Raw genomic sequence first — 17685 nt, forward strand, 5'->3', positions numbered from 1 at the left:
GCTATTCCGCCGCGTGCTCCACCAGCGGTCCGCCTGCCCGGATTGATGCCAGCAGTTCTTCACGCCGTTTGGCTGCGCGCCGTTCGTTGGCTTCCTTCACCGGACCAAAGCCGCGGATCGTCAGGGGCAATTCGGCCAGTGCAATGATGGCGTCGCGCGTGCCGTCGGAAAGTGTCGGCAGGACCTCCTGCAGGTCGGTCTCATACTGCTTGATCAGTGCTCGCTCCATGCGCCGCTCCGACGTGCGACCAAAGGGGTCGAACGGTGTGCCGCGCAGGCGTTTACCCGTGGCCAACAGCGGATAGAAACGCTCGATCCACGCACCGAAGGCACGCTTTTTCGGTCGCCCGTCGGGGCCCTCCTGCGACAGCATCGGCGGTGCCAGTAAGTACGTTAGCTTCAAGTCACCGTCGAACGCCGCAGCGGCCTTCTCCTTCGTCGATTGGAGCAGGCGCGCGACCTCGTACTCGTCCTTGTAAGTCAATAGCTTGTGATAGCCCTTGGCCACGGCTTCCTTCACAGCGATGTCCTTGATCGCATCGATCTGGCGCGTATAGCGCTTGGCATAGCGCGCAGACTGGTACGCCGTCAGGTGATCAACCCGTGTCTGAACGCGCTGCTCCAGCGTCTTGGGTAGCTGCGTAACGGTATCGGCCAGAATCGCCGCCGCCTTGTCCTGGTGGATGACGGCCCAGCGACCCAACTCGAAGGCACGCTGGTTCCTCTCGACAGCCGCCCCGTTCAGTTCGATCGCCTTGATGATGGCGTCGTGCGACAGCGGCACCAGACCCTTTTGCCACGCGGCCCCGAGGATCATCGTATTTGAAAAAATTGTATCACCGAGCAGTTTCTCGGCCAGCTGCGACGCGTCGAACTTTGTCAGCCGATCGCGCAACCGCGCCTCCAGCGACAGGGAAAGACGGTCGACCGGCAGTTTGAAATCGGCATTCAGGGTGAATTCGCCCGTCACAATCTCATGCCCATTTACGACCGCACCGGTGCGACCCGGTGAAGTCAGCGCCAAGGTCTTGGTATCCGCCGACACAACGAGGTCGCCGCCGATCAACGCGTCCGCCTCACCCAGAGCGACGCGGATGGCATTGATGTCGGACGGCTTGTTGGCCAGTCGGCAATGCAGCGCCACGGCACCGCCCTTCTGTGCCAAGCCCGCCATTTCCATCAGGCCCGCACCCTTGCCGTCAAGATACGCGGCCATCGCCATGACCGCGCCGATGGTCATAACGCCTGTCCCGCCAACGCCGGTGATGACTGTGTTCCAAGTGCCATCAATCGTGGGAAGGGTTGGTTCAGGAAGCGTTCCCACGTCGACGTCCTGCGTGGCGTTCTTCTTGAGCCTTGCACCTTCGATCGACACGAAGCTAGGACAGAAGCCTTTGATGCAGCTGTAATCCTTGTTGCAAGACGACTGGTCGATGGCGCGTTTGGTACCGAATTCCGTCTCGACCGGCACCAACGAGACGCAGTTCGACTGGACCCCACAATCGCCACATCCCTCGCAGACGTCGGTATTGATGAAGATGCGCTTGTCGGGATCGGGGAAAAGGCCGCGCTTGCGCCGGCGGCGCTTTTCGGCAGCGCAGGTCTGGACGAAGATGATGGCGCTGACGCCTTCAACCTCGCGCATGTGCTTTTGAACGCTCTCCATCTCGTCGCGCTCGTGCCACGACAGGCCCGACGGAAAGCGCGATTTCCGCACGTCTTCCTTGGCGTCATAGACAACGGCAATTTCCTTGACGCCCATCGCCTGAAGTTCGCGCGCGATCCGGTCGGGGGCAAGATCGCCCTCGTTGTGCTGACCACCGGTCATCGCGACCGCATCATTGTAGAGGATTTTGTAGGTGATGTTGGTCTTCGCCGCCAAAGCCGCGCGGATGGCGAGAATGCCCGAATGATTATACGTGCCCTCGCCCAGGTTCTGGAAAACGTGCTTGCGCTTGGAGAACTGGCTTTCACCAACCCAATTGACGCCTTCGGCCCCCATGTGGGTGTAGCCCTCGGTGGAGCGATCCATCCAGAGTGCCATGACATGACAGCCGATACCCGCGCCCGCACGCGACCCTTCGGGCACCTTGGTCGACGTGTTATGCGGACAGCCCGAACAGAACCAGGGGGTCCGCTTGGTGATATCGGGAGCGTTGTCGGCGCGTTTGACCTCGGCGATGCGGCTCAGGCCCGCGTCGATCCGGTCGGTTCCGCGCCCTTCCTCCTTCAGGATTTCGCCTAACTTCTCCGCGATATCCGTCGGGTCGAGCGCATAAGCCTGCGGGAAAAGGATCGGCCCGTTGGACCCTTTGCGATAGCCATAGACGCGGCGGCCGTGGCGGTCGTCGAAGATGGCTTCCTTGACCTGCACCTCGATCAGCTTGCGCTTTTCTTCAACGCAGACAATCAGATCGAGACCCTCGGCCCAGTCATGCAGCCCCTTCATGTCCATCGGCCAGGTCTGACCGACCTTGTAGGTCGAGATGCCCAGCCGTTCGCATTCCGCGTCGTCCAGACCCAGCAGGCTCATCGCGTGCACGAGGTCCAGCCAGTTCTTGCCCGCCGCCACGAAGCCGATCTTGGCCCCCGCCTTGCCGTGCATCCGCTTGTCCATCCGGTTGGCATGGCTGAACGCCTCGGCCGCCCAGCGTTTATAGCCGAGAAGGCGGTCCTCCTGCGGAATCCAATGGTCATTCAGGCGGATGTTCAGGCCACCCTCCGGCATGTCGAATTCGGGCGTGATGAACGACATCCGGTCGGGGTGCCCATCGACGACGGACGTCACCTCAACAGTGTCCTTCATCGTCTTCAGGCCGACCCACACACCCGCATATCGCGACAGCGCCCAGCCATAGAGGCCATAGTCCAGAATTTCCTGCACCCCCGCCGGGGCCAACACGGGCATGTGCACATCGACCAGCGCCCAGTCGGTCTGGTGGCAGGTTGTCGACGACTCCCCCGTGTGATCGTCGCCCATCGCCATCAATACGCCGCCGTTCTTCGACGTGCCGGCCATGTTTGCGTGGCGCATCGCATCGCCCGATCGGTCAATGCCCGGCCCCTTGCCGTACCACAGGCCGAAGACGCCATCGTGCGTCCCCTCACCGCGCAATTCCGCCTGCTGGCTGCCCCACATCGCCGTGGCAGCAAGATCTTCATTCAGACCAGGCTGAAACGTGATGTCGTTAGCTTTCAGAATCTTCGACGCTTTTTGCATGTTAAGGTCGACGGCACCCAGCGGTGAGCCGCGATAGCCGGTGCAATACCCCGCGGTATTCAACCCGGCCCGACGATCCCGTTCCTTCTGCAGCAGCATCAGGCGCACCAACGCCTGCGTGCCATTTAAAAGCACTTCCGTCTTGTCGAGGTCGAACCGGTCGGACAGAGATACATCGTGGCGCATGAAAATTCTCCCTTTGGATCATTATAGGTCATATAGGCTGACCTATAAAGCGAAATCTTCTTCACACTTCCGCACCACCCTACCTTATAGGATGAATCGGGGAGCGGATTTATTGACGCGGGTGATTCATGGATTGGGACAAGTTACGGATTTTCCACGCAGTTGCGGATGCGGGCTCGTTGACGCATGCGGGTGACGTTCTGCACCTGTCGCAGTCGGCGGTCAGCCGTCAGATCCGTGCGCTCGAAGAAAGTCTGAGCACGACCTTGTTCCACCGCCACGCTCGCGGCCTGATCCTGACGGAACAGGGGGAACTTCTGTTCGACGCGACGCAGGCAATGACCAAGCGGCTCGACACCGCCAGCGCGCGCATCCGCGATTCCGAGGAGGAGGTTTTCGGCAACCTGCGCGTCACCACGACGATCGGCTTCGGTTCGATCTGGCTGGCTCCGCGCCTGTCGAAACTCTATGCGAAATATCCCGACCTCAGCCTTGATCTGATGCTTGAGGAACGGGTGCTGGACCTGCCCATGCGCGAAGCTGACGTCGCAATCCGCATGAAGGAGCCAAGCCAGGCGGACCTGGTGCGCAAGCGCCTGATGGACATCCGGATGCAGTTGTTTGCCTGCCCCGAGTACCTGGAGGCGAACGGCACGCCGAAGTCATTGCACGATCTGTCTCAACACCGTCTGCTGTGCCAGTCGCTGGACGTCACGCAGGTCAGCGCGGGGGCGACGTTGGTACGGGAATTGATGACCTACGACATCGGTCGGACGCTTAAGGTGAACAATTACTTCGGCGTCTTGCAAGGCGTCCTTAGCAACTTGGGAATTGGAGTGTTACCCGACTACCTTAGCCAGGATTTCCCGCAACTTGTCCGTGTTCTGCCGTCCGTGGAATCGAACGAAGTTCCAGTTTTCCTTGCCTTCCCCGAGGAATTGCGCGGCTCCAAAAGGATTGAGGCATTTCGCGACTTCGTCGTGGAGGAGGTGGTCGCCTACCGCAAGGCCCGCAAAGGCGACTCCAAGTAAATCCCTCCGTGTCGGCACTCTCAGTCATGCGTCCAGTGCATGACGGGATTGCAGCGGTCCGTTCACTTTACGCCTTGTCTGAAGGCGGCCTGCGCAATAATTACTCACTCGAAGGCTGGCGTTTATGCCCCTTCATCTCCCTGTTGGACTTCGGCCGAGCTTTGAGCTCGGCCTTTTTTTTGGACCACTGCGTTTCGGAAACCCCAACGTCAGTCAGTCAAACCGGCCTGTCGTCAATGCCGGAAACGGCTCACCCCGCCTCGGCAGCCGCGGTTTTCCGGATACGTTCGACCATGGCGCGCAGCCCGTTGGATCGTTGCGAAGACAGATGATCGTTCAAGCCAAGCCGCGCCAATTCCGCCTTGGCATCGACCTTGGTGACCTCGCCCACCGATAAACCGGCGTACAACTCATGCAGGATCGCTATCAGTCCGCGAACTATCATCGCATCTGATTCACCTGCGAAATCAAACGTCGCCGAGGCTCCCTGCCCCTCCAGCCTTGGGTGCAGCCAGACCTGACTGGCACAGCCGTCCACCTTGGTCGCGTCGACTTTCAGCGCGTCGTCAAGCGGCGGAAAGGCTTTTCCCAACTCGATCACATGGCGATAGCGGTCTTCCCAATCGTCCAGAAATTCGAACGTCTCGACCAGATCTTCAAAGCGTTCCTGTGCCATCTACACCTCTTTCGTCGGGGTTGAGGTAGGCGCAGCGCCCAGCAAGGTCCAGCCCCCGCTTCCCAAAGCCGCGGCAATGGGCTAGCCCAGTATCGAAGTTAATTCCCGGGGGACCCACCAAAATGTTCGCACGCATCACAGCGGTTCTGGCAGTCACGGCGCTGGCCGGGTGCGGGATCGGGCAATCTCGTCTGAACCCGATGAATTGGTTTGGCTCCGACCGCGAGGAGCGGATCGACCAAGCGCGCGCCGAACCCAGCCGTCCCGTCGTTCAGGAAGTTGTATCCCTCAAGGCCGAGCCGACGCCCGGAGGGGTCATCATCTCGGCTGTAGGCCTGCCGCCAACCCAAGGCTTTTGGGAGGCGGAGCTTGTACGCATTGCATCCGACGATCCTGCGGTCCTCGTTCTGGACTTCAACATCCTTCCGCCACTGACGCCAGAACCGGTTGGCACACAACCTTCGCGCGAAGTGCTGGCCGGGGCGTTTTTCACGACGCAGGACCTGACCGGCGTGCGAACGATCGCGGTTCAGGGGCTTTCCAACCGCCGTTCCGTCAGCCGCCAGTAAGGCGTTCTGAAACAGGGGCTTGAGCGCCGTTCTTTACAGAACGGCGCTTTCTGTACGGGCCCCGGTGACCTATTTAGACTCCGACGCTCTGATATCGCGCCCGGTCATCGCCAAACCTGCATACCAACATCCCCGCCACCCTAGCCCGCCGTCCAACCGCCATCGACCAACAGCGAGGAGCCGGTCACCATGGCCGACGCATCCGAGGCCAGGAACAGGACCGCGCCCATGATGTCCTCCACTTCGGCCAGCCGGGGCAATTTCACCTTGTCCTCGATCCAGGCGCGCCGGACCGGGTCGTCCAGCGTCTTGGCGGACAGCGGCGTTCGCACAAAGGTCGGGCAGACGGTATTTACCCGGATGTTCCGAGGGCCCCAATCGATCGCCATGGCCTTGGTCATTCCCTCGACCCCATGCTTCGTCGCGCAGTAGACGGCCCTGTCCACACCGCCGACATAGCCCATCTGGCTGCTGATCTGGATGATCGATCCACCTCCGTCCATCCGCAGCGCCACACGCTGGGCCAGGAAATACGCGGCCCGCAGGTTTAAATCGGTAACGGCGTCGAAATCATCAGGGGTGGTGTCCTGCGCAGGGCTGTGGCGCGCCATACCCGCCGAGTTGCAAAGGATGTCGAACGGAGCCTGCACATCAAGAAATCCGCGCGTCGCGTCCAGGTTGACCACGTCCAACACGTGCCCTTCGGCGGAGTATCCGGCGTCGGTCAATTGCCGCACGGCATCATCCAGACCTGCCCGACCACGAGCAGCGATTACGACATGAGCGCCCGCTTCCGCCAAAGCCGCCGCGCAGGCCAGACCTATGCCCCGAGAGCCGCCGGGAACAAACGCCCGCCGCCCGTCGAGGCGAAAGCTGGGGGTCTTGGGTAAGGGCATTCCATTCTCCGGCACTCAGAATTGAGCGGCGATGCCAACACACGTGACCGCGATCATTCAAGCCGCTTTCGATGAATGGGCACGATGACATGCATCGATCCATTATCCGAACGCCGGTGCAGATTGATGCGATCGCAGGGCGATAGACCAAGACGTTGCCGAGTTTTACCGTGCGAAGCATCCCGAAATCTGACGTACTCATGAAGATGTGCCGCCGATGAGAGGAAGTCTGCAAAAACCCTCCGCCATCGCAAGTAAAGTGGGATCTTCCCGGTCCAGAACGGCCGCCCAGTCGAAATCATGCATCAGAGATCAACTTCCCTGAAGATATTTCATCTTGCAGTTCGTCGGAATACCGCATGGCCAGTGTTTCCCCTCCCTTGCCGAGGGAGCCATTGATGGCGAGGAAGAGGTCGGGAAGCACCTCCAGCGCGCGCTCCTGCTGCGCCTTCGATACGAACTTGGTCCGTTTCCCGTCCAAATAGTCCTGCCACGTCAGGCCGGTCATGTAGCCGTTCTTGCTGTCGCCCGGATTAGTTCACGAGCGATAGCAAAAAAAGACCGGTGCCCCGATGGCGGTCACCGTGAAGACGTGCTTACCCGTACTTATATCCCCCAATGACAGGATATCCGGTCCCGGTGCCTCCGTCCTCGGAGATCGATGACTATTAATGCCGGTCCGCAACCCTTCGAAGATCAGAAGATACATATCCCCGAGCCGGCCTTGGCGGTCACCACGAAACAGATGCATGGAAACGTCCGAACGCTCCGTCAGGGTCGAACTGCGAAGATTCCCTCGGCTTCCTCCCCAGTCCCTTACCCAGAACGAAAGACCATCCTTCGTTTGGCCGCGTTTTTCCAACTCATGTGGAGCCAGAGGCCCGAGATCAATTCCGTCCAAATCCATTGTCTGTCCTTCTGAGGGTTCCGCCGCGAGCACGACGCGAGACGGACAGCCGAAGTGAGATCGCGAAATCAATCCGGCAGGCGTTTGAGGACGTCTACGACGCTGCGTCGGATCAACTCCAAGTCGTCCTTTTCCGAGAAACGGTGATCGCTTCCCCGCACGAGCGTCAGACGAATGTCGTCGCAGGTCACGTGGCTGAGCAGGCGCAGAGCCGTCGTCGTCGTGACCGAAGCGTCATCCGTGCCCTGCACCATGCGCACCGGGAAAGGCAGCGGCAGCGGGTCACGAAGAACCAGGCGCGCCCGTCCTTCCTCGATCAGGCGCTTGGTGATGACATAGGGCTCGCCATAGTCGGACGGCAAAAGCGTCTGCCCCTGCTCCATCACCTCGGCGCGCTGTGCGTCGTTGAAATCCCGCCAGAAACCGTCCTCGGTGAAGTCGGGCGCGGCGGCGATAGTGACAAGACCCGCGACGCGCTCGGGCCTCTCCTTGGCGATCAGCAACGCGATCCAGCCGCCCATGGATGACCCGACAAGGACTTGCGGCCCCTCGGTCACCGCTTCGATCACGGCGAGGGCATCCTGATACCAGTCCCCGATGCAGCCGTCGGCAAAGGCCCCGCCCGACTCTCCATGGCCGGAATAGTCCAGTCGCAGGAACGCGCGCCCCTTGCGCTTCGCCCAGTCTTCCAGCGCCACAGCCTTGGTGCCCTGCATGTCGGATTTGAACCCGCCGAGAAAAACGAGGCCCGGCCCGATACCCGGCGTGAAACGATAGGCCAGCTTGTTCCCGGCGCGCGCAATTGTCTGCATCGTGTCCCCCACTTTGCCCAAGCCCTAGCGGTGACGGCGACGCTGCGCAATTAGGTGCCCGAAATCGCGTACGGTGATATGCAATCTCTAATTCGCGCGACATCCAATCGTGGATCCGAGCGATGCGGCTCGTACCATCTCATCGACGCAAACCGCCGATATCTTGCGGTATTTACGGAGTATGGAACCAAGCATTAGGCGGTCGTTGCGCATTTCGCAGTGCCAAGAACTTGGTGCCTTGGCGGGTGCCGTGCCGCTGTCACTGGTGATCGACGACCTTTTGGACATCGCTTTCTGCACGCCGCACCGGCACCGAATATATTGGCATAAATGGCTGGACCACTGCCGCCGGGCCCGGATGTCATCGCGTTGCGCCTGACCTTCGGACGGGATTTGCGCAGATGCGACGATCTTTCCGGACCGTTCAATGGACCCGTCCGCGCGTTGGAGCGTTTCACCCTAGTTAAGCAAGAGGCCCCAGGGCCCGAGTGCACCGAACGGCCACGCCCGTCCCAAACAATGAGATATTTATGACCGATGTCCCTCTCAGCCCCAAACCCAAGCAACCGACGGACCCGATGACGGAGGGCTTCGGACCGATCGGTGCCAAGCCGCAACCGGATCGCGAGAGGAGCCGCTATGATATTCCCAGCCGTCCCGATGATGATTTTGCGATCGACGAGCAACGCATCCGCCGGCGTGCTACGCCACCGCGCGATGAAGGAAATTCGGGCGAAGCCTAGGCATCCGGGTCGCAGCCACGCCCCTTAAACCCTTGTGCCACGACAAATTTTTCAGAACTGTCCGAACGACTGGCCCCCGGCTTGAAATTGGCGACTTTTGTAAAGTTGTTCTTGAGTTGCTTTTGCAACTCCCCCTCCGCGCCGCCTGCCAGAACCTTGGCAACGAAGGTCCCGCCGGGTGCCAGCACGTCGAAGGCAAGCTCGGCCGCCGCTTCGCAAAGCGCAATGATCCGCAAATGGTCGGTTTGCTTGTGTCCCGAACTGGAGGCGGCCATGTCGGACATCACCACATCCGCTTCGCCGTCGATCCACCCCTTGATGATGTCGTCGGCCCCCTCGGACAGAAAATCCAGCACATGGATTTCGGCCCCCGGAATCGGCTCCACTTCCTGCAAGTCGATGCCGATGATGCGGCCGATTTTCTTCTTGGGGTTCTCGCCCAACGAATTGATGCGCGGCACGGCCACCTGAATCCAGCCGCCGGGTGCACAGCCCAGGTCGACCACGCGCGCGCCAGGCGTCAGGAAGTGATATTTATCGTCCAGGTCCATGATCTTGAACGCCGCGCGCCCGCGATAGCCCTCGGCCTTGGCGCGGGCGACATAAGGGTCGTTAAGTTGCCGCTCCAGCCACAGCTTGGATGACATCGTACGCCCGCGCGCCGTCTTCACCTTGACGGTAAGATCGCGGTAACCGCGTCCGGAGGCATTGCCGGACTTGACGCCTTTTGTGGGTTTCTTGACCATATCGCTGCCCTAGCCCCCTTTGAACCGGATCGAAAGCCCTCAGAGCGGTCCGTCGTCCAGCACACCATCCGCCGACATCTGTGCATAGAGCAGACCTTCTCGCAGGCCGCGGTCGGCGACTGACAGACGATCTGTCGGCCAGACCCGTAGCAGCGCCTGAAGGATCGCCGCGCCCGACATGATAAGCGCGTGCCGATCCCGCCCGATGCGCGGATCGCTCCGCCGACCGTCGGGCCCTTGCGCCAGATAGCCCCGGATCACCTTGTCGATCTGCTGTGTCGTCATGCGCAGCCCGTCCACCTTGTTGCGGTCGTACCGGCGCAGATTCAGGTGCGTCGCGGCCACGGTCGTCACGGTGCCCGACGTCCCGACAATCTGGAACCCCGGGTCAGCGTCGCCCGCCGCGTCCGCATAGGGAGAGAATTCGGCCAGACACTCCTCGAAATGCCAGGACATCAGCGCAAAGCGCGCGGCGTCGTCGGTCACATCGCGGAACTGGTCCTTGAGCGTGGCAACGCCCAGCGGAATACTGATCCAGTCGACGACCTTGGCGCGGGGGAACGGATCGTCGGCCGCCCCCTTGAACCCGGCGTGCAGGCGCATGATCGCCCGGGCGCGGTCATGACGGGGCACTCGGGTCAGGTCGATCCAGACCAGTTCGGTCGATCCGCCGCCGATGTCCACGACCAACAGTTGTTCGGTCTTCGCGCTGACCAGCGGCGCACAGGATACGACCGCCAGACGCGCCTCCTCCTCGGGCTGGATGATCTCCAGCGGAAGTTCCGTCTCACGGTGGACAAGGTCGATGAACTCGGTCGCATTGGTTGCGCGACGGCAAGCCTCGGTCGCGATGAGCCGCATCCGGCGGACGTCGTGCGTTTCCAGCTTGCGACGGCAGATTTTCAGCGCGCCAATCGTGCGCGCCATGGAGGCGCGCGACAACCGACCCGACTGCTCCAGCCCGTTGCCCAACTGAACCGACTTGGAAAAACTGTCCACGACGTGCAACTGGCTGCCCTTGGGCTGTGCGATCAGCATCCGGCAGGAGTTTGTCCCAAGGTCCAGCGCCGCATAGAGCTCCGCCGGGTCTGGTCTATCGCCCGTCGGACGGACGTGAGGGTTGGGCCTTATCACGGACGCGGGTCCGGCGATGCGCGGGGCACCGGCGTCGAACCTCGGCCCGTTGGCCGGATCTTCCGGTGGCATCGCCGCCTCCGCATGCTTGGTTAAGATCACGCTACATTTCAGGTCCGCTTCATACAAGCCACCTTCATGTCGGAGTTGAAGGATTTGACGGCTGCTCCCCCTCGCCCCCGGCCAAAGGCTGGCGTAACGCTGTGTTCGACTGTCGAAGTGTCGTCATCGGAAGGCGCGAAGTCGCCATCGTGCCCTTCCCGGGCATCCGGCGGCCATATACCTCGGACAGGTCGAGGAGAGTTTCACATGGGCCAGATCACGGTCGTCTACTGGCGGGACATCCCCGCGCAGGTCATCGTCGGCAAGGGACGCCGCGCCGCCAAGGTGCAGCTGTCCGAAAGGTTCGAACAGGCCATCGACCGCGCCGCCATGCGCTCGGGCGCGTCCGAAACGGACGCCTACCTGGCCGACTGGCGCAAGGTCCCTGAAGACGTAGTCGATGCACCCGATACCGATGTTGCCGCCGTCCGCGCCGCCGAACTGGAGGCCGCATGGACACCGGAGCGGCTCAGGGCCGTCGCGTTGGCTGGAGGGCGCGAGGAATGAGCATCCTGGGGTTCCGCAAGGCTGTCGCACCTGCCCCGAAGTCCGCCGAACTGGCCGCATTCCTTCAGGGGGCGTCGATCGAAGTCATGCCGCGCACCGCCGAGAAGGTCGAGGATTTCGCCGGGATCCTGCCCCATGGCACCCGCGTCTATATCGCGCACATCGATGGCACCCCGATCGAGGAGATGGTCTCGACCGCCGCACGCTTGCGCCGCGAAGGCATGGACCCGATGCCCCATTTCCCCGCGCGCATCATCCGTGATCGCGCCACGCTCAACAACTGGATCGCCCGCTATCGCGACGAGGCGGACGTCGATCAGGGCCTGATCCTGGCCGGCGGCTTGGCCCAGCCTGTGGGCGAATTCGAAACCTCCATGCAACTGCTGGAGTCCGGTGCCTTCGACGGGTTCAAGCGCTTGCACGTCGCCGGTCATCCGGAGGGGAACCGCGACATAGACACCGACGGCAGCACGAAGAACGTCTCGGAAGCACTTTCTTGGAAACAAAAATTCTCCAATCGGACGGATGCCGAAATGGCCATCGCCACGCAATTCTGTTTTGACGCCGCGCCGGTGATCGAGTGGGCAAATGGCATCAAGGCGGCCGGCATCGACCTGCCGGTTCATATCGGGATCGCGGGTCCGGCCAAACTGCAAACGCTGATCAAGTTCGCCATTGCCTGCGGCGTTGGCCCCTCGCTGAAGGTTCTGCAAAAACGGGCGATGGACGTTACCAAGCTCTTGCTACCCTATGAGCCGACGGAGATCCTGAGCAATCTGGCCGCGCACAAGGCTGCCAATCCCGACTTCAACATCGCCTCGGTGCATATTTTCCCGCTGGGCGGAATCAAGGCATCAGCCACTTGGCTGAATGCTCATGCAAAGGATGAAGAATGACCCGTACCGTATTGGAATCAAAGACGAAGACCGTTGTCATCGGATTTGACGAGCCGTTCTGCGTCATTGGCGAGCGGATCAACCCGACGGGCCGCAAGAAACTGGCCGCCGAGCTTGAAATGGATGACTTCTCCACGGTTGAGCGTGACGCGCTGGAGCAGGTCGCCTGCGGGGCAATGGTGCTCGACATCAACTCAGGCGCGGTCTTCACCAACAAGATGGCGCAGGACCCGCGCTACGCCGACAACAACTTCGTCGAGCCGATGCTGATGAAGCAGTTGATCGAACGGGTGCAGGCCATCGTCGACGTGCCGCTGTGCATCGACAGCTCGGTGCCCGGCGCGCTGGAGAACGGGTTGCAGGCCGCCGAAGGGCGTCCCCTGCTGAACTCCGTCACCGGGGAGGAGGAGCGGTTGGAGCTGGTTCTGCCCCTGGTCAAGAAATACAACGTTCCCGTGGTCGCCATCTCCAATGACGACACTGGCATTTCCGAAGATCCGGACGTGCGCTTCGCTGTCGCCAAGAAGATCGTGGAGCGCGCCGCCGATTTCGGCATCCCAGCCCACGATATCGTGGTCGACCCCTTGGTCATGCCGATAGGCGCCATGGCGACGGCCGGACAGCAGGTGTTCGCCCTGGTCCGTCGCCTGCGCGAGGAATTGGGCGTGAACACGACCTGTGGTGCTTCGAACGTCAGCTTCGGCCTGCCGAACCGGCACGGCGTGAACGCCGCCTTCCTGCCCATGGCAATTGGCGCGGGAATGACCTCCGCGATCATGAACCCCGTGCGGGCCGTCGAGATGGAGGCCGTGAACGCCGCCAACATGTTGATGAACCATGACCCGAACGGCGGGAAATGGATCGGCTTCAGCCGCGTTATGGATGCGATGAAGGAGGGTGCGACCTTTGCCGAGGCCGCGCAGGCCGCCGCCGCTTCGGGCGCGCGCACCGGGGGGAGACGTGGCGGGCGGCGCCGCGCGTAGACCATGACCGATCACCACGTCATCTTCATGCCGTCCGGCAAGCGCGGGCGATTTTTGACAGGCACACCCGTCCTGACGGCAGCGCGGCAGTTGGGCGTGGACCTCGACTCGGTCTGCGGCGGGCGCGGCATCTGTTCCAAGTGCCAGGTGCAGCCGGGTGAAGGGTCGTTTTCCAAGTTGGGCGTCACGGTTCAGCCCGGTGCCCTGTCAGACTTCAACTCGGTTGAGCGGCGGTACGACGAGAAGCGAGGCCTGAAACCGGGTCGGCGGCTGGGCTGCCAGGCGACGATTCAAGGTGATGTGGTGATCGATGTACCAGCCGAAAGCCAGGTGCACCGGCAGGTGGTCCGCAAGGCGGCCAACGGCATCCCCATCGTGATGGACCCGGCCACGCGTCTGCATTTCGTTACCGTGGAAGAGCCGGACATGGACGCGCCCTCGGGCGACCTGGAGCGGTTGCGCGATGCGCTTCGCGCGCAGTGGAACCTAGACGATTTGAGTGTGGCGCTGCCGCTTCTGCGGCAATTGCAGCCCGTATTGCGCGCCGGGAAGTGGCAAGTCACCGTTGCCGTCAACCATGACGAGAACCGCATTACCGCGCTCTATCCCGGCCTGCGTGAAGCGCCGCTGCTTGGGCTCGCGATTGACTTGGGCTCGACCACCATCGCAGCGCACCTGTGTGACCTGACCACCGGCAAGGTGCGCGCCTCGGGCGGTGTGATGAACCCGCAGATTCGCTTTGGCGAAGACCTGATGAGCCGGGTCAGTTACTCGATGATGAACCCCGGCGGCGACGTCGAGATGACGAACGTGGTGCGCGACGCGTTGGACCAGTTGGCCGTCGAACTTGCCGCAGAGGCGGGTGTCGACGCGGGCGACATCGTGGAATCGGTGATCGTCTGCAACCCCGTGATGCACCACCTGTTGCTGGGTGTGGACCCGGTAGAGCTGGGGCAGTCTCCCTTCGCGCTGGCGACGTCCGATGCACTGCGCCTTTCGGCAAGCGAAGTCGGCCTGACTTCCGTGGCGGTAGCCGCGCGCGTCTACATCCTGCCCTGCATCGCGGGTCACGTCGGGGCCGATGCCGCCGCCGTCGCCTTGGCCGAGGCACCGGATCAGGACGATCCGATGACCCTGATTGTGGACGTCGGTACAAATGCGGAAATCATTCTGGGCAACCGGGAGCGCCTGCTTGCCTGCTCCTCGCCTACGGGTCCCGCGTTTGAAGGCGCGCAGATCAGCGCGGGCCAGCGCGCGGCACCGGGAGCCATCGAGCGGGTCGAGATCGACCCCGTGACGAAGGAGCCGCGCTTCCGCGTCATCGGCAGCGACCTGTGGTCCGACGATCCGAGCTTTGCAGAAGCCACCAAAGACAGCGGCATCACCGGCATCTGCGGTTCCGGCATCATCGAGGCGGTGGCCGAAATGCGTATGGCGGGCATTGTCGATAGCAAGGGATTGATCGGTTCGCCCGTGCAGGTGGGCACCTCAAGGTGCGAATTGGTGGGGCGGACGCATTCCTACCTTTTGTGGGAAGACGGCGAGCGGCGAATCCATGTCACGCAGGGCGATATCCGCGCGATCCAGCTGGCCAAATCCGCACTATATGCGGGCGCGCGCCTGCTGATGGACGAAGCGGGCGTCGACACCCTCGACAAGATCACGCTCGCCGGGGCCTTCGGCGCGCATATCTCACCCAAGCACGCGATGGTTCTGGGCATGATCCCCGATGCGGAATTGTCGCATATCACCAGCGCGGGCAATGCCGCCGGGCACGGGGCGCGAATGGCGCTGTGCAACAAGGGTGCTCGCGCGCATATCGAGGCGCTGGTGCGCAAGATCGAGAAGATCGAAACCGCCGTCGCCCCCCGCTTTCAGGAGCATTTCGTCGCGGCAAACGCTATCCCGCATGCGACAGCCCCCTTCCCGCACCTGTTTGCAGAACTCACCCTGCCGGACGTCAGTTGGAACATCGCGTCTGAAGGACGGCGCCGACGGCGTTAATCCAACCGGATCACTTCTCCGCCCGCAGCCGCGGCATCCGCCTCGTCGTGTGTCACCAGAACGACTGGAATCGCCGCGTCGCGGGCGCGTCCGAAGACCAGCTCCCGCATCTGGGCGCGCAGTTCGGTATCGAGCTTGGAAAATGGCTCGTCCAGCAACAGCGCGCAGGGCCGTGACAGCAGCGTCCGCATCAGTGCAACGCGCGCCGCCTGCCCCCCCGACAGCGTTGACGGGTCACGGGGGCCGAAGCCGTCGAGATTGATCTGCTTCAGCGCATCCGCGACCATTTCGCGACGCGCGGCGCGGCTGCAACCACGCGGCAGGCCGAAGGCCAAGTTTGACGCTACATCGAGATGCGGAAACAGCAGCGGATCCTGATAGAGGATGCCGATGTGGCGTGCCTCCGGCGGAACCCCGGTCAGGTCGCGCCCATCAAGAGAGATGCACCCCGTTGTCTGGAACGACGGGGCCAGCCCCCCCATCACCAGGTTGAGCAAGGTCGACTTGCCAGACCCGGATGGTCCCATCACCGTCAGCACCTCGCCCGGCGCGACGACCGTATCCACCGACAACAACGCGGTTGTTCCATGCGCGATGCGGACCCCTTGGAAATGCAGTCCCTTAGACATGGCGCACCCCCCAGCGATGGCGGAAGATGATCGCAGGAACAGCCAGCGCCAACGCGAACGGCAGAAGTGCTGCCAACGCCTGCCCCAGACCCCAGACGCCGATGGCCCGCCGGTCCCCGCCCGACGATAGCGCGACGGCCTCCGTCACCAGTGTTGTGACCCGTCCCCCACCCAGAAGGAGTGTCGGCAGATACTGCCCGATCGAAACGGCCAGTCCCACCGCCGTCGCGGTCAGAACCGGACCGATCAGCATTGGCATCCGCAAGCGCCACAGGATACGGTTCGGCGAGGTCCCGAGGCCCGACGCCACCCGCGCAAGACGGACGTCCCACGCGCGGAACGGACCGGAAAGCGACAGGAAGACATAGGGCAAGACGAAGACGACATGCCCCGCCAGAACCAGCCAGAGCGAGGGTCTGATCCCCAGCGATAGCGGCAGCAGTTGCAGCCCGGGCAGAAACGTCACCTGCGGCACCAGCAGCGGCAGGTAGAGCAGCCAGAGCGCGCGCTGGCTGAGCGTGAGGCCGTGCCGCACCTCGGCCTCCAGACACCCGATCACGAGGAGGAGCGAAGCGAGGGTCGCCGCCACCGCAATGGCGAAGGTCCGAAGCGCGGTGTCCATCATATCCGGACCGAACCGCATCCAACTGCGCAAGGTCAGGTCCTCGGGCAGCATGTCGGGATAGGCCCAGCGGGCCGCGACTGACCACATCGCCAGCGCGGCAAGACCGGCCAGCACCATGATTGCCGATCCACCGGCCAGCGTCAGACCCGCTCCGCGTGCCGCGCGTTCCGGCAGACCCACACCCGACCAGATCCAGGCCCGGCCAAGTCGCGCCACCAGACGTTCGGCCAGCAGCCAAAGGCCCAGAACACCAAGTGTCGCGCCAAACAGGATCAGACCGCCTGCCGCGGCCACTGCGCGGGCCGACAGATCAGGGTCTGTCATCCAGCGCGTGACCTGAACAGACAGCGTCGTAGGAGTTGACGGCCCCAAGATCACGGCAACATCAACGTTGGTCATGCCGAAGACCAACACCACCAGCACCGGCAGGCGCACCTGAGCGTAGACCGAGGGGAACACCGCCTTCAGCCAGCCCGCCACGCGCCCCTGCCCCAGACTGCGCGCGACCGCCAGACGTGGCGCGGCATTTGCCTGGCCCATGGCGGCCAGCACCATGAGCAAGAGAAACGGCATCTCCTTGGCGATCAGGCCCGCGGTCAGCGACAGGCCCCACCGGTCGCCGAGGATGAGCAAATCGGGGGCCTGCTCCCACCCCAGAACCCCGGCGGGGATGCGCAGAATCCAGCCCGATGGCGAAACAAGAAATGCAATGCCAAGGGCGGCGGCCGCATGCGGAACCGCCAGCAGGGGCGACAATACCCTTTCAAGCCACGCAAAAGGACGTGTCCCGTGCCATCCGGCCAAGATAAGTACGGTGACGCCCAATGCCCCGATCGTTGAGAGTACCCCCGAAAGAACCGACACCATCAAGGCGCGCGGCAACCCCGGCCATGACAACGCCTTGGCGAAGGGCGCGTCCGCCCCCGGCACCAGCAACCCGAACGCCGGCAGGACTGCACCGATCAGGCCGAACACGACCGGTCCGAACAGGACCAGTGCGGTCAAAAGCGGGACAGGGC

General features: G+C 62.6%; 16 protein-coding genes. 7 read left to right on the top strand and 9 right to left on the bottom strand.

Annotated elements, in window-relative coordinates; translation table 11 throughout:
• Position 1: 1 nt before the first annotated feature.
• Positions 2-3406, bottom strand: coding sequence for an indolepyruvate ferredoxin oxidoreductase family protein (locus BLV27_RS12485; RefSeq protein WP_092646457.1), 3405 nt, complete (start codon positions 3404-3406; stop codon positions 2-4).
• Positions 3407-3534: 128 nt separating this feature from the next.
• Here BLV27_RS12485 and BLV27_RS12490 point away from each other — a divergent pair, with 128 nt between their 5' ends.
• A complete protein-coding gene (locus BLV27_RS12490; RefSeq protein ID WP_092646459.1) occupies positions 3535-4437 on the top strand; it encodes a LysR family transcriptional regulator in 903 nt (300 codons plus the stop codon).
• 250 nt (positions 4438-4687) lie between these two features.
• Here the strand turns inward: BLV27_RS12490 and BLV27_RS12495 are convergent, their stop codons facing one another.
• A complete protein-coding gene (locus BLV27_RS12495) occupies positions 4688-5113 on the bottom strand; it encodes a SufE family protein (protein ID WP_092646461.1) in 426 nt (141 codons plus the stop codon).
• Between the two features lie 122 nt (positions 5114-5235).
• Between BLV27_RS12495 and BLV27_RS12500 the strand changes: the two genes are divergently transcribed.
• Positions 5236-5682, top strand: a complete 447-nt coding sequence (locus BLV27_RS12500; protein WP_092646464.1) for a hypothetical protein — start codon at positions 5236-5238, stop codon at positions 5680-5682.
• A 140-nt stretch (positions 5683-5822) separates the two neighbouring features.
• Here BLV27_RS12500 and BLV27_RS12505 read toward each other — a convergent pair whose 3' ends face one another.
• The 3 genes from BLV27_RS12505 to BLV27_RS12520 form a co-directional block, all read right to left on the bottom strand.
• The gene (locus tag BLV27_RS12505; protein WP_092646466.1) at positions 5823-6578 is read right to left on the bottom strand and encodes an SDR family NAD(P)-dependent oxidoreductase; all 756 of its coding nucleotides are present in this window, start codon (positions 6576-6578) and stop codon (positions 5823-5825) included.
• A 298-nt stretch (positions 6579-6876) separates the two neighbouring features.
• Positions 6877-7086 carry a hypothetical protein gene (locus BLV27_RS12510; protein WP_092646468.1) on the bottom strand — a complete coding sequence of 70 codons (210 nt, stop codon included), beginning with the start codon at positions 7084-7086 and terminating at the stop codon, positions 6877-6879.
• Between the two features lie 467 nt (positions 7087-7553).
• Entirely contained in the window at positions 7554-8297 is a 744-nt protein-coding gene (locus BLV27_RS12520) for an alpha/beta hydrolase (RefSeq protein ID WP_092646472.1), read from the bottom strand.
• Between the two features lie 530 nt (positions 8298-8827).
• Here BLV27_RS12520 and BLV27_RS12525 point away from each other — a divergent pair.
• Entirely contained in the window at positions 8828-9040 is a 213-nt protein-coding gene (locus BLV27_RS12525; protein ID WP_092646474.1) for a hypothetical protein, read from the top strand.
• Here the strand turns inward: BLV27_RS12525 and BLV27_RS12530 are convergent.
• Together BLV27_RS12530 and BLV27_RS12535 are read right to left on the bottom strand one after the other, a co-directional pair.
• Positions 9037-9786 carry an RlmE family RNA methyltransferase gene (locus BLV27_RS12530; protein ID WP_092646476.1) on the bottom strand — a complete coding sequence of 250 codons (750 nt, stop codon included), beginning with the start codon at positions 9784-9786 and terminating at the stop codon, positions 9037-9039. The genes BLV27_RS12525 and BLV27_RS12530 overlap by 4 nt on opposite strands.
• A gap of 39 nt (positions 9787-9825) precedes the next feature.
• Positions 9826-10992 (bottom strand): Ppx/GppA phosphatase family protein, encoded by a 1167-nt coding sequence (locus BLV27_RS12535; protein ID WP_092646539.1) that lies wholly within the window; start codon positions 10990-10992, stop codon positions 9826-9828.
• 237 nt (positions 10993-11229) lie between these two features.
• Here BLV27_RS12535 and BLV27_RS12540 point away from each other — a divergent pair, with 237 nt between their 5' ends.
• The 4 genes from BLV27_RS12540 to BLV27_RS12555 are packed head-to-tail and all read left to right on the top strand — an operon-like array spanning position 11230 to position 15412.
• Positions 11230-11529, top strand: coding sequence for a virulence factor (locus BLV27_RS12540; RefSeq protein ID WP_092646478.1), 300 nt, complete (start codon positions 11230-11232; stop codon positions 11527-11529).
• A complete protein-coding gene (locus BLV27_RS12545; RefSeq protein ID WP_092646480.1) occupies positions 11526-12425 on the top strand; it encodes a methylenetetrahydrofolate reductase in 900 nt (299 codons plus the stop codon). Before BLV27_RS12540 ends, BLV27_RS12545 begins: the two co-directional genes overlap by 4 nt.
• Entirely contained in the window at positions 12422-13408 is a 987-nt protein-coding gene (locus BLV27_RS12550; RefSeq protein WP_092646482.1) for a methyltetrahydrofolate cobalamin methyltransferase, read from the top strand. The genes BLV27_RS12545 and BLV27_RS12550 overlap by 4 nt, the downstream gene beginning before the upstream one ends.
• A gap of 3 nt (positions 13409-13411) precedes the next feature.
• Positions 13412-15412: an ASKHA domain-containing protein gene (locus tag BLV27_RS12555; protein ID WP_092646484.1), complete on the top strand. Its 2001-nt coding sequence runs from the start codon at positions 13412-13414 to the stop codon at positions 15410-15412.
• Here the strand turns inward: BLV27_RS12555 and BLV27_RS12560 are convergent.
• Complete coding sequence (locus tag BLV27_RS12560) at positions 15409-16041, bottom strand: ATP-binding cassette domain-containing protein (RefSeq protein ID WP_092646486.1); 633 nt, start codon at positions 16039-16041, stop codon at positions 15409-15411. The two genes, BLV27_RS12555 and BLV27_RS12560, sit on opposite strands and share 4 nt — an antisense overlap.
• Positions 16034-17671 (bottom strand): ABC transporter permease, encoded by a 1638-nt coding sequence (locus tag BLV27_RS12565; protein WP_244504650.1) that lies wholly within the window; start codon positions 17669-17671, stop codon positions 16034-16036. The genes BLV27_RS12560 and BLV27_RS12565 overlap by 8 nt, the downstream gene beginning before the upstream one ends.
• Positions 17672-17685 lie beyond the last annotated feature (14 nt).

Origin of the sequence: Jannaschia faecimaris, assembly GCF_900107415.1 — a bacterium.
Lineage (GTDB): Bacteria > Pseudomonadota > Alphaproteobacteria > Rhodobacterales > Rhodobacteraceae > Jannaschia > Jannaschia faecimaris.

Bases quoted from the DNA above. Each gene is read 5' to 3' on its own strand.
- BLV27_RS12535 (WP_092646539.1), bottom strand. From the start codon at position 10,992: ATGCCACCGGAAGATCCGGCCAACGGGCCGAGGTTCGACGCCGGTGCC.
- BLV27_RS12500 (WP_092646464.1), top strand. From the start codon at position 5,236: ATGTTCGCACGCATCACAGCGGTTCTGGCAGTCACGGCGCTGGCCGGG.
- BLV27_RS12555 (WP_092646484.1), top strand. From the start codon at position 13,412: ATGACCGATCACCACGTCATCTTCATGCCGTCCGGCAAGCGCGGGCGA.
- BLV27_RS12520 (WP_092646472.1), bottom strand. From the start codon at position 8,297: ATGCAGACAATTGCGCGCGCCGGGAACAAGCTGGCCTATCGTTTCACG.
- BLV27_RS12530 (WP_092646476.1), bottom strand. From the start codon at position 9,786: ATGGTCAAGAAACCCACAAAAGGCGTCAAGTCCGGCAATGCCTCCGGA.
- BLV27_RS12510 (WP_092646468.1), bottom strand. From the start codon at position 7,086: ATGACCGGCCTGACGTGGCAGGACTATTTGGACGGGAAACGGACCAAG.
- BLV27_RS12505 (WP_092646466.1), bottom strand. From the start codon at position 6,578: ATGCCCTTACCCAAGACCCCCAGCTTTCGCCTCGACGGGCGGCGGGCG.
- BLV27_RS12560 (WP_092646486.1), bottom strand. From the start codon at position 16,041: ATGTCTAAGGGACTGCATTTCCAAGGGGTCCGCATCGCGCATGGAACA.
- BLV27_RS12525 (WP_092646474.1), top strand. From the start codon at position 8,828: ATGACCGATGTCCCTCTCAGCCCCAAACCCAAGCAACCGACGGACCCG.
- BLV27_RS12545 (WP_092646480.1), top strand. From the start codon at position 11,526: ATGAGCATCCTGGGGTTCCGCAAGGCTGTCGCACCTGCCCCGAAGTCC.
- BLV27_RS12550 (WP_092646482.1), top strand. From the start codon at position 12,422: ATGACCCGTACCGTATTGGAATCAAAGACGAAGACCGTTGTCATCGGA.
- BLV27_RS12490 (WP_092646459.1), top strand. From the start codon at position 3,535: ATGGATTGGGACAAGTTACGGATTTTCCACGCAGTTGCGGATGCGGGC.
- BLV27_RS12540 (WP_092646478.1), top strand. From the start codon at position 11,230: ATGGGCCAGATCACGGTCGTCTACTGGCGGGACATCCCCGCGCAGGTC.
- BLV27_RS12495 (WP_092646461.1), bottom strand. From the start codon at position 5,113: ATGGCACAGGAACGCTTTGAAGATCTGGTCGAGACGTTCGAATTTCTG.
- BLV27_RS12485 (WP_092646457.1), bottom strand. From the start codon at position 3,406: ATGCGCCACGATGTATCTCTGTCCGACCGGTTCGACCTCGACAAGACG.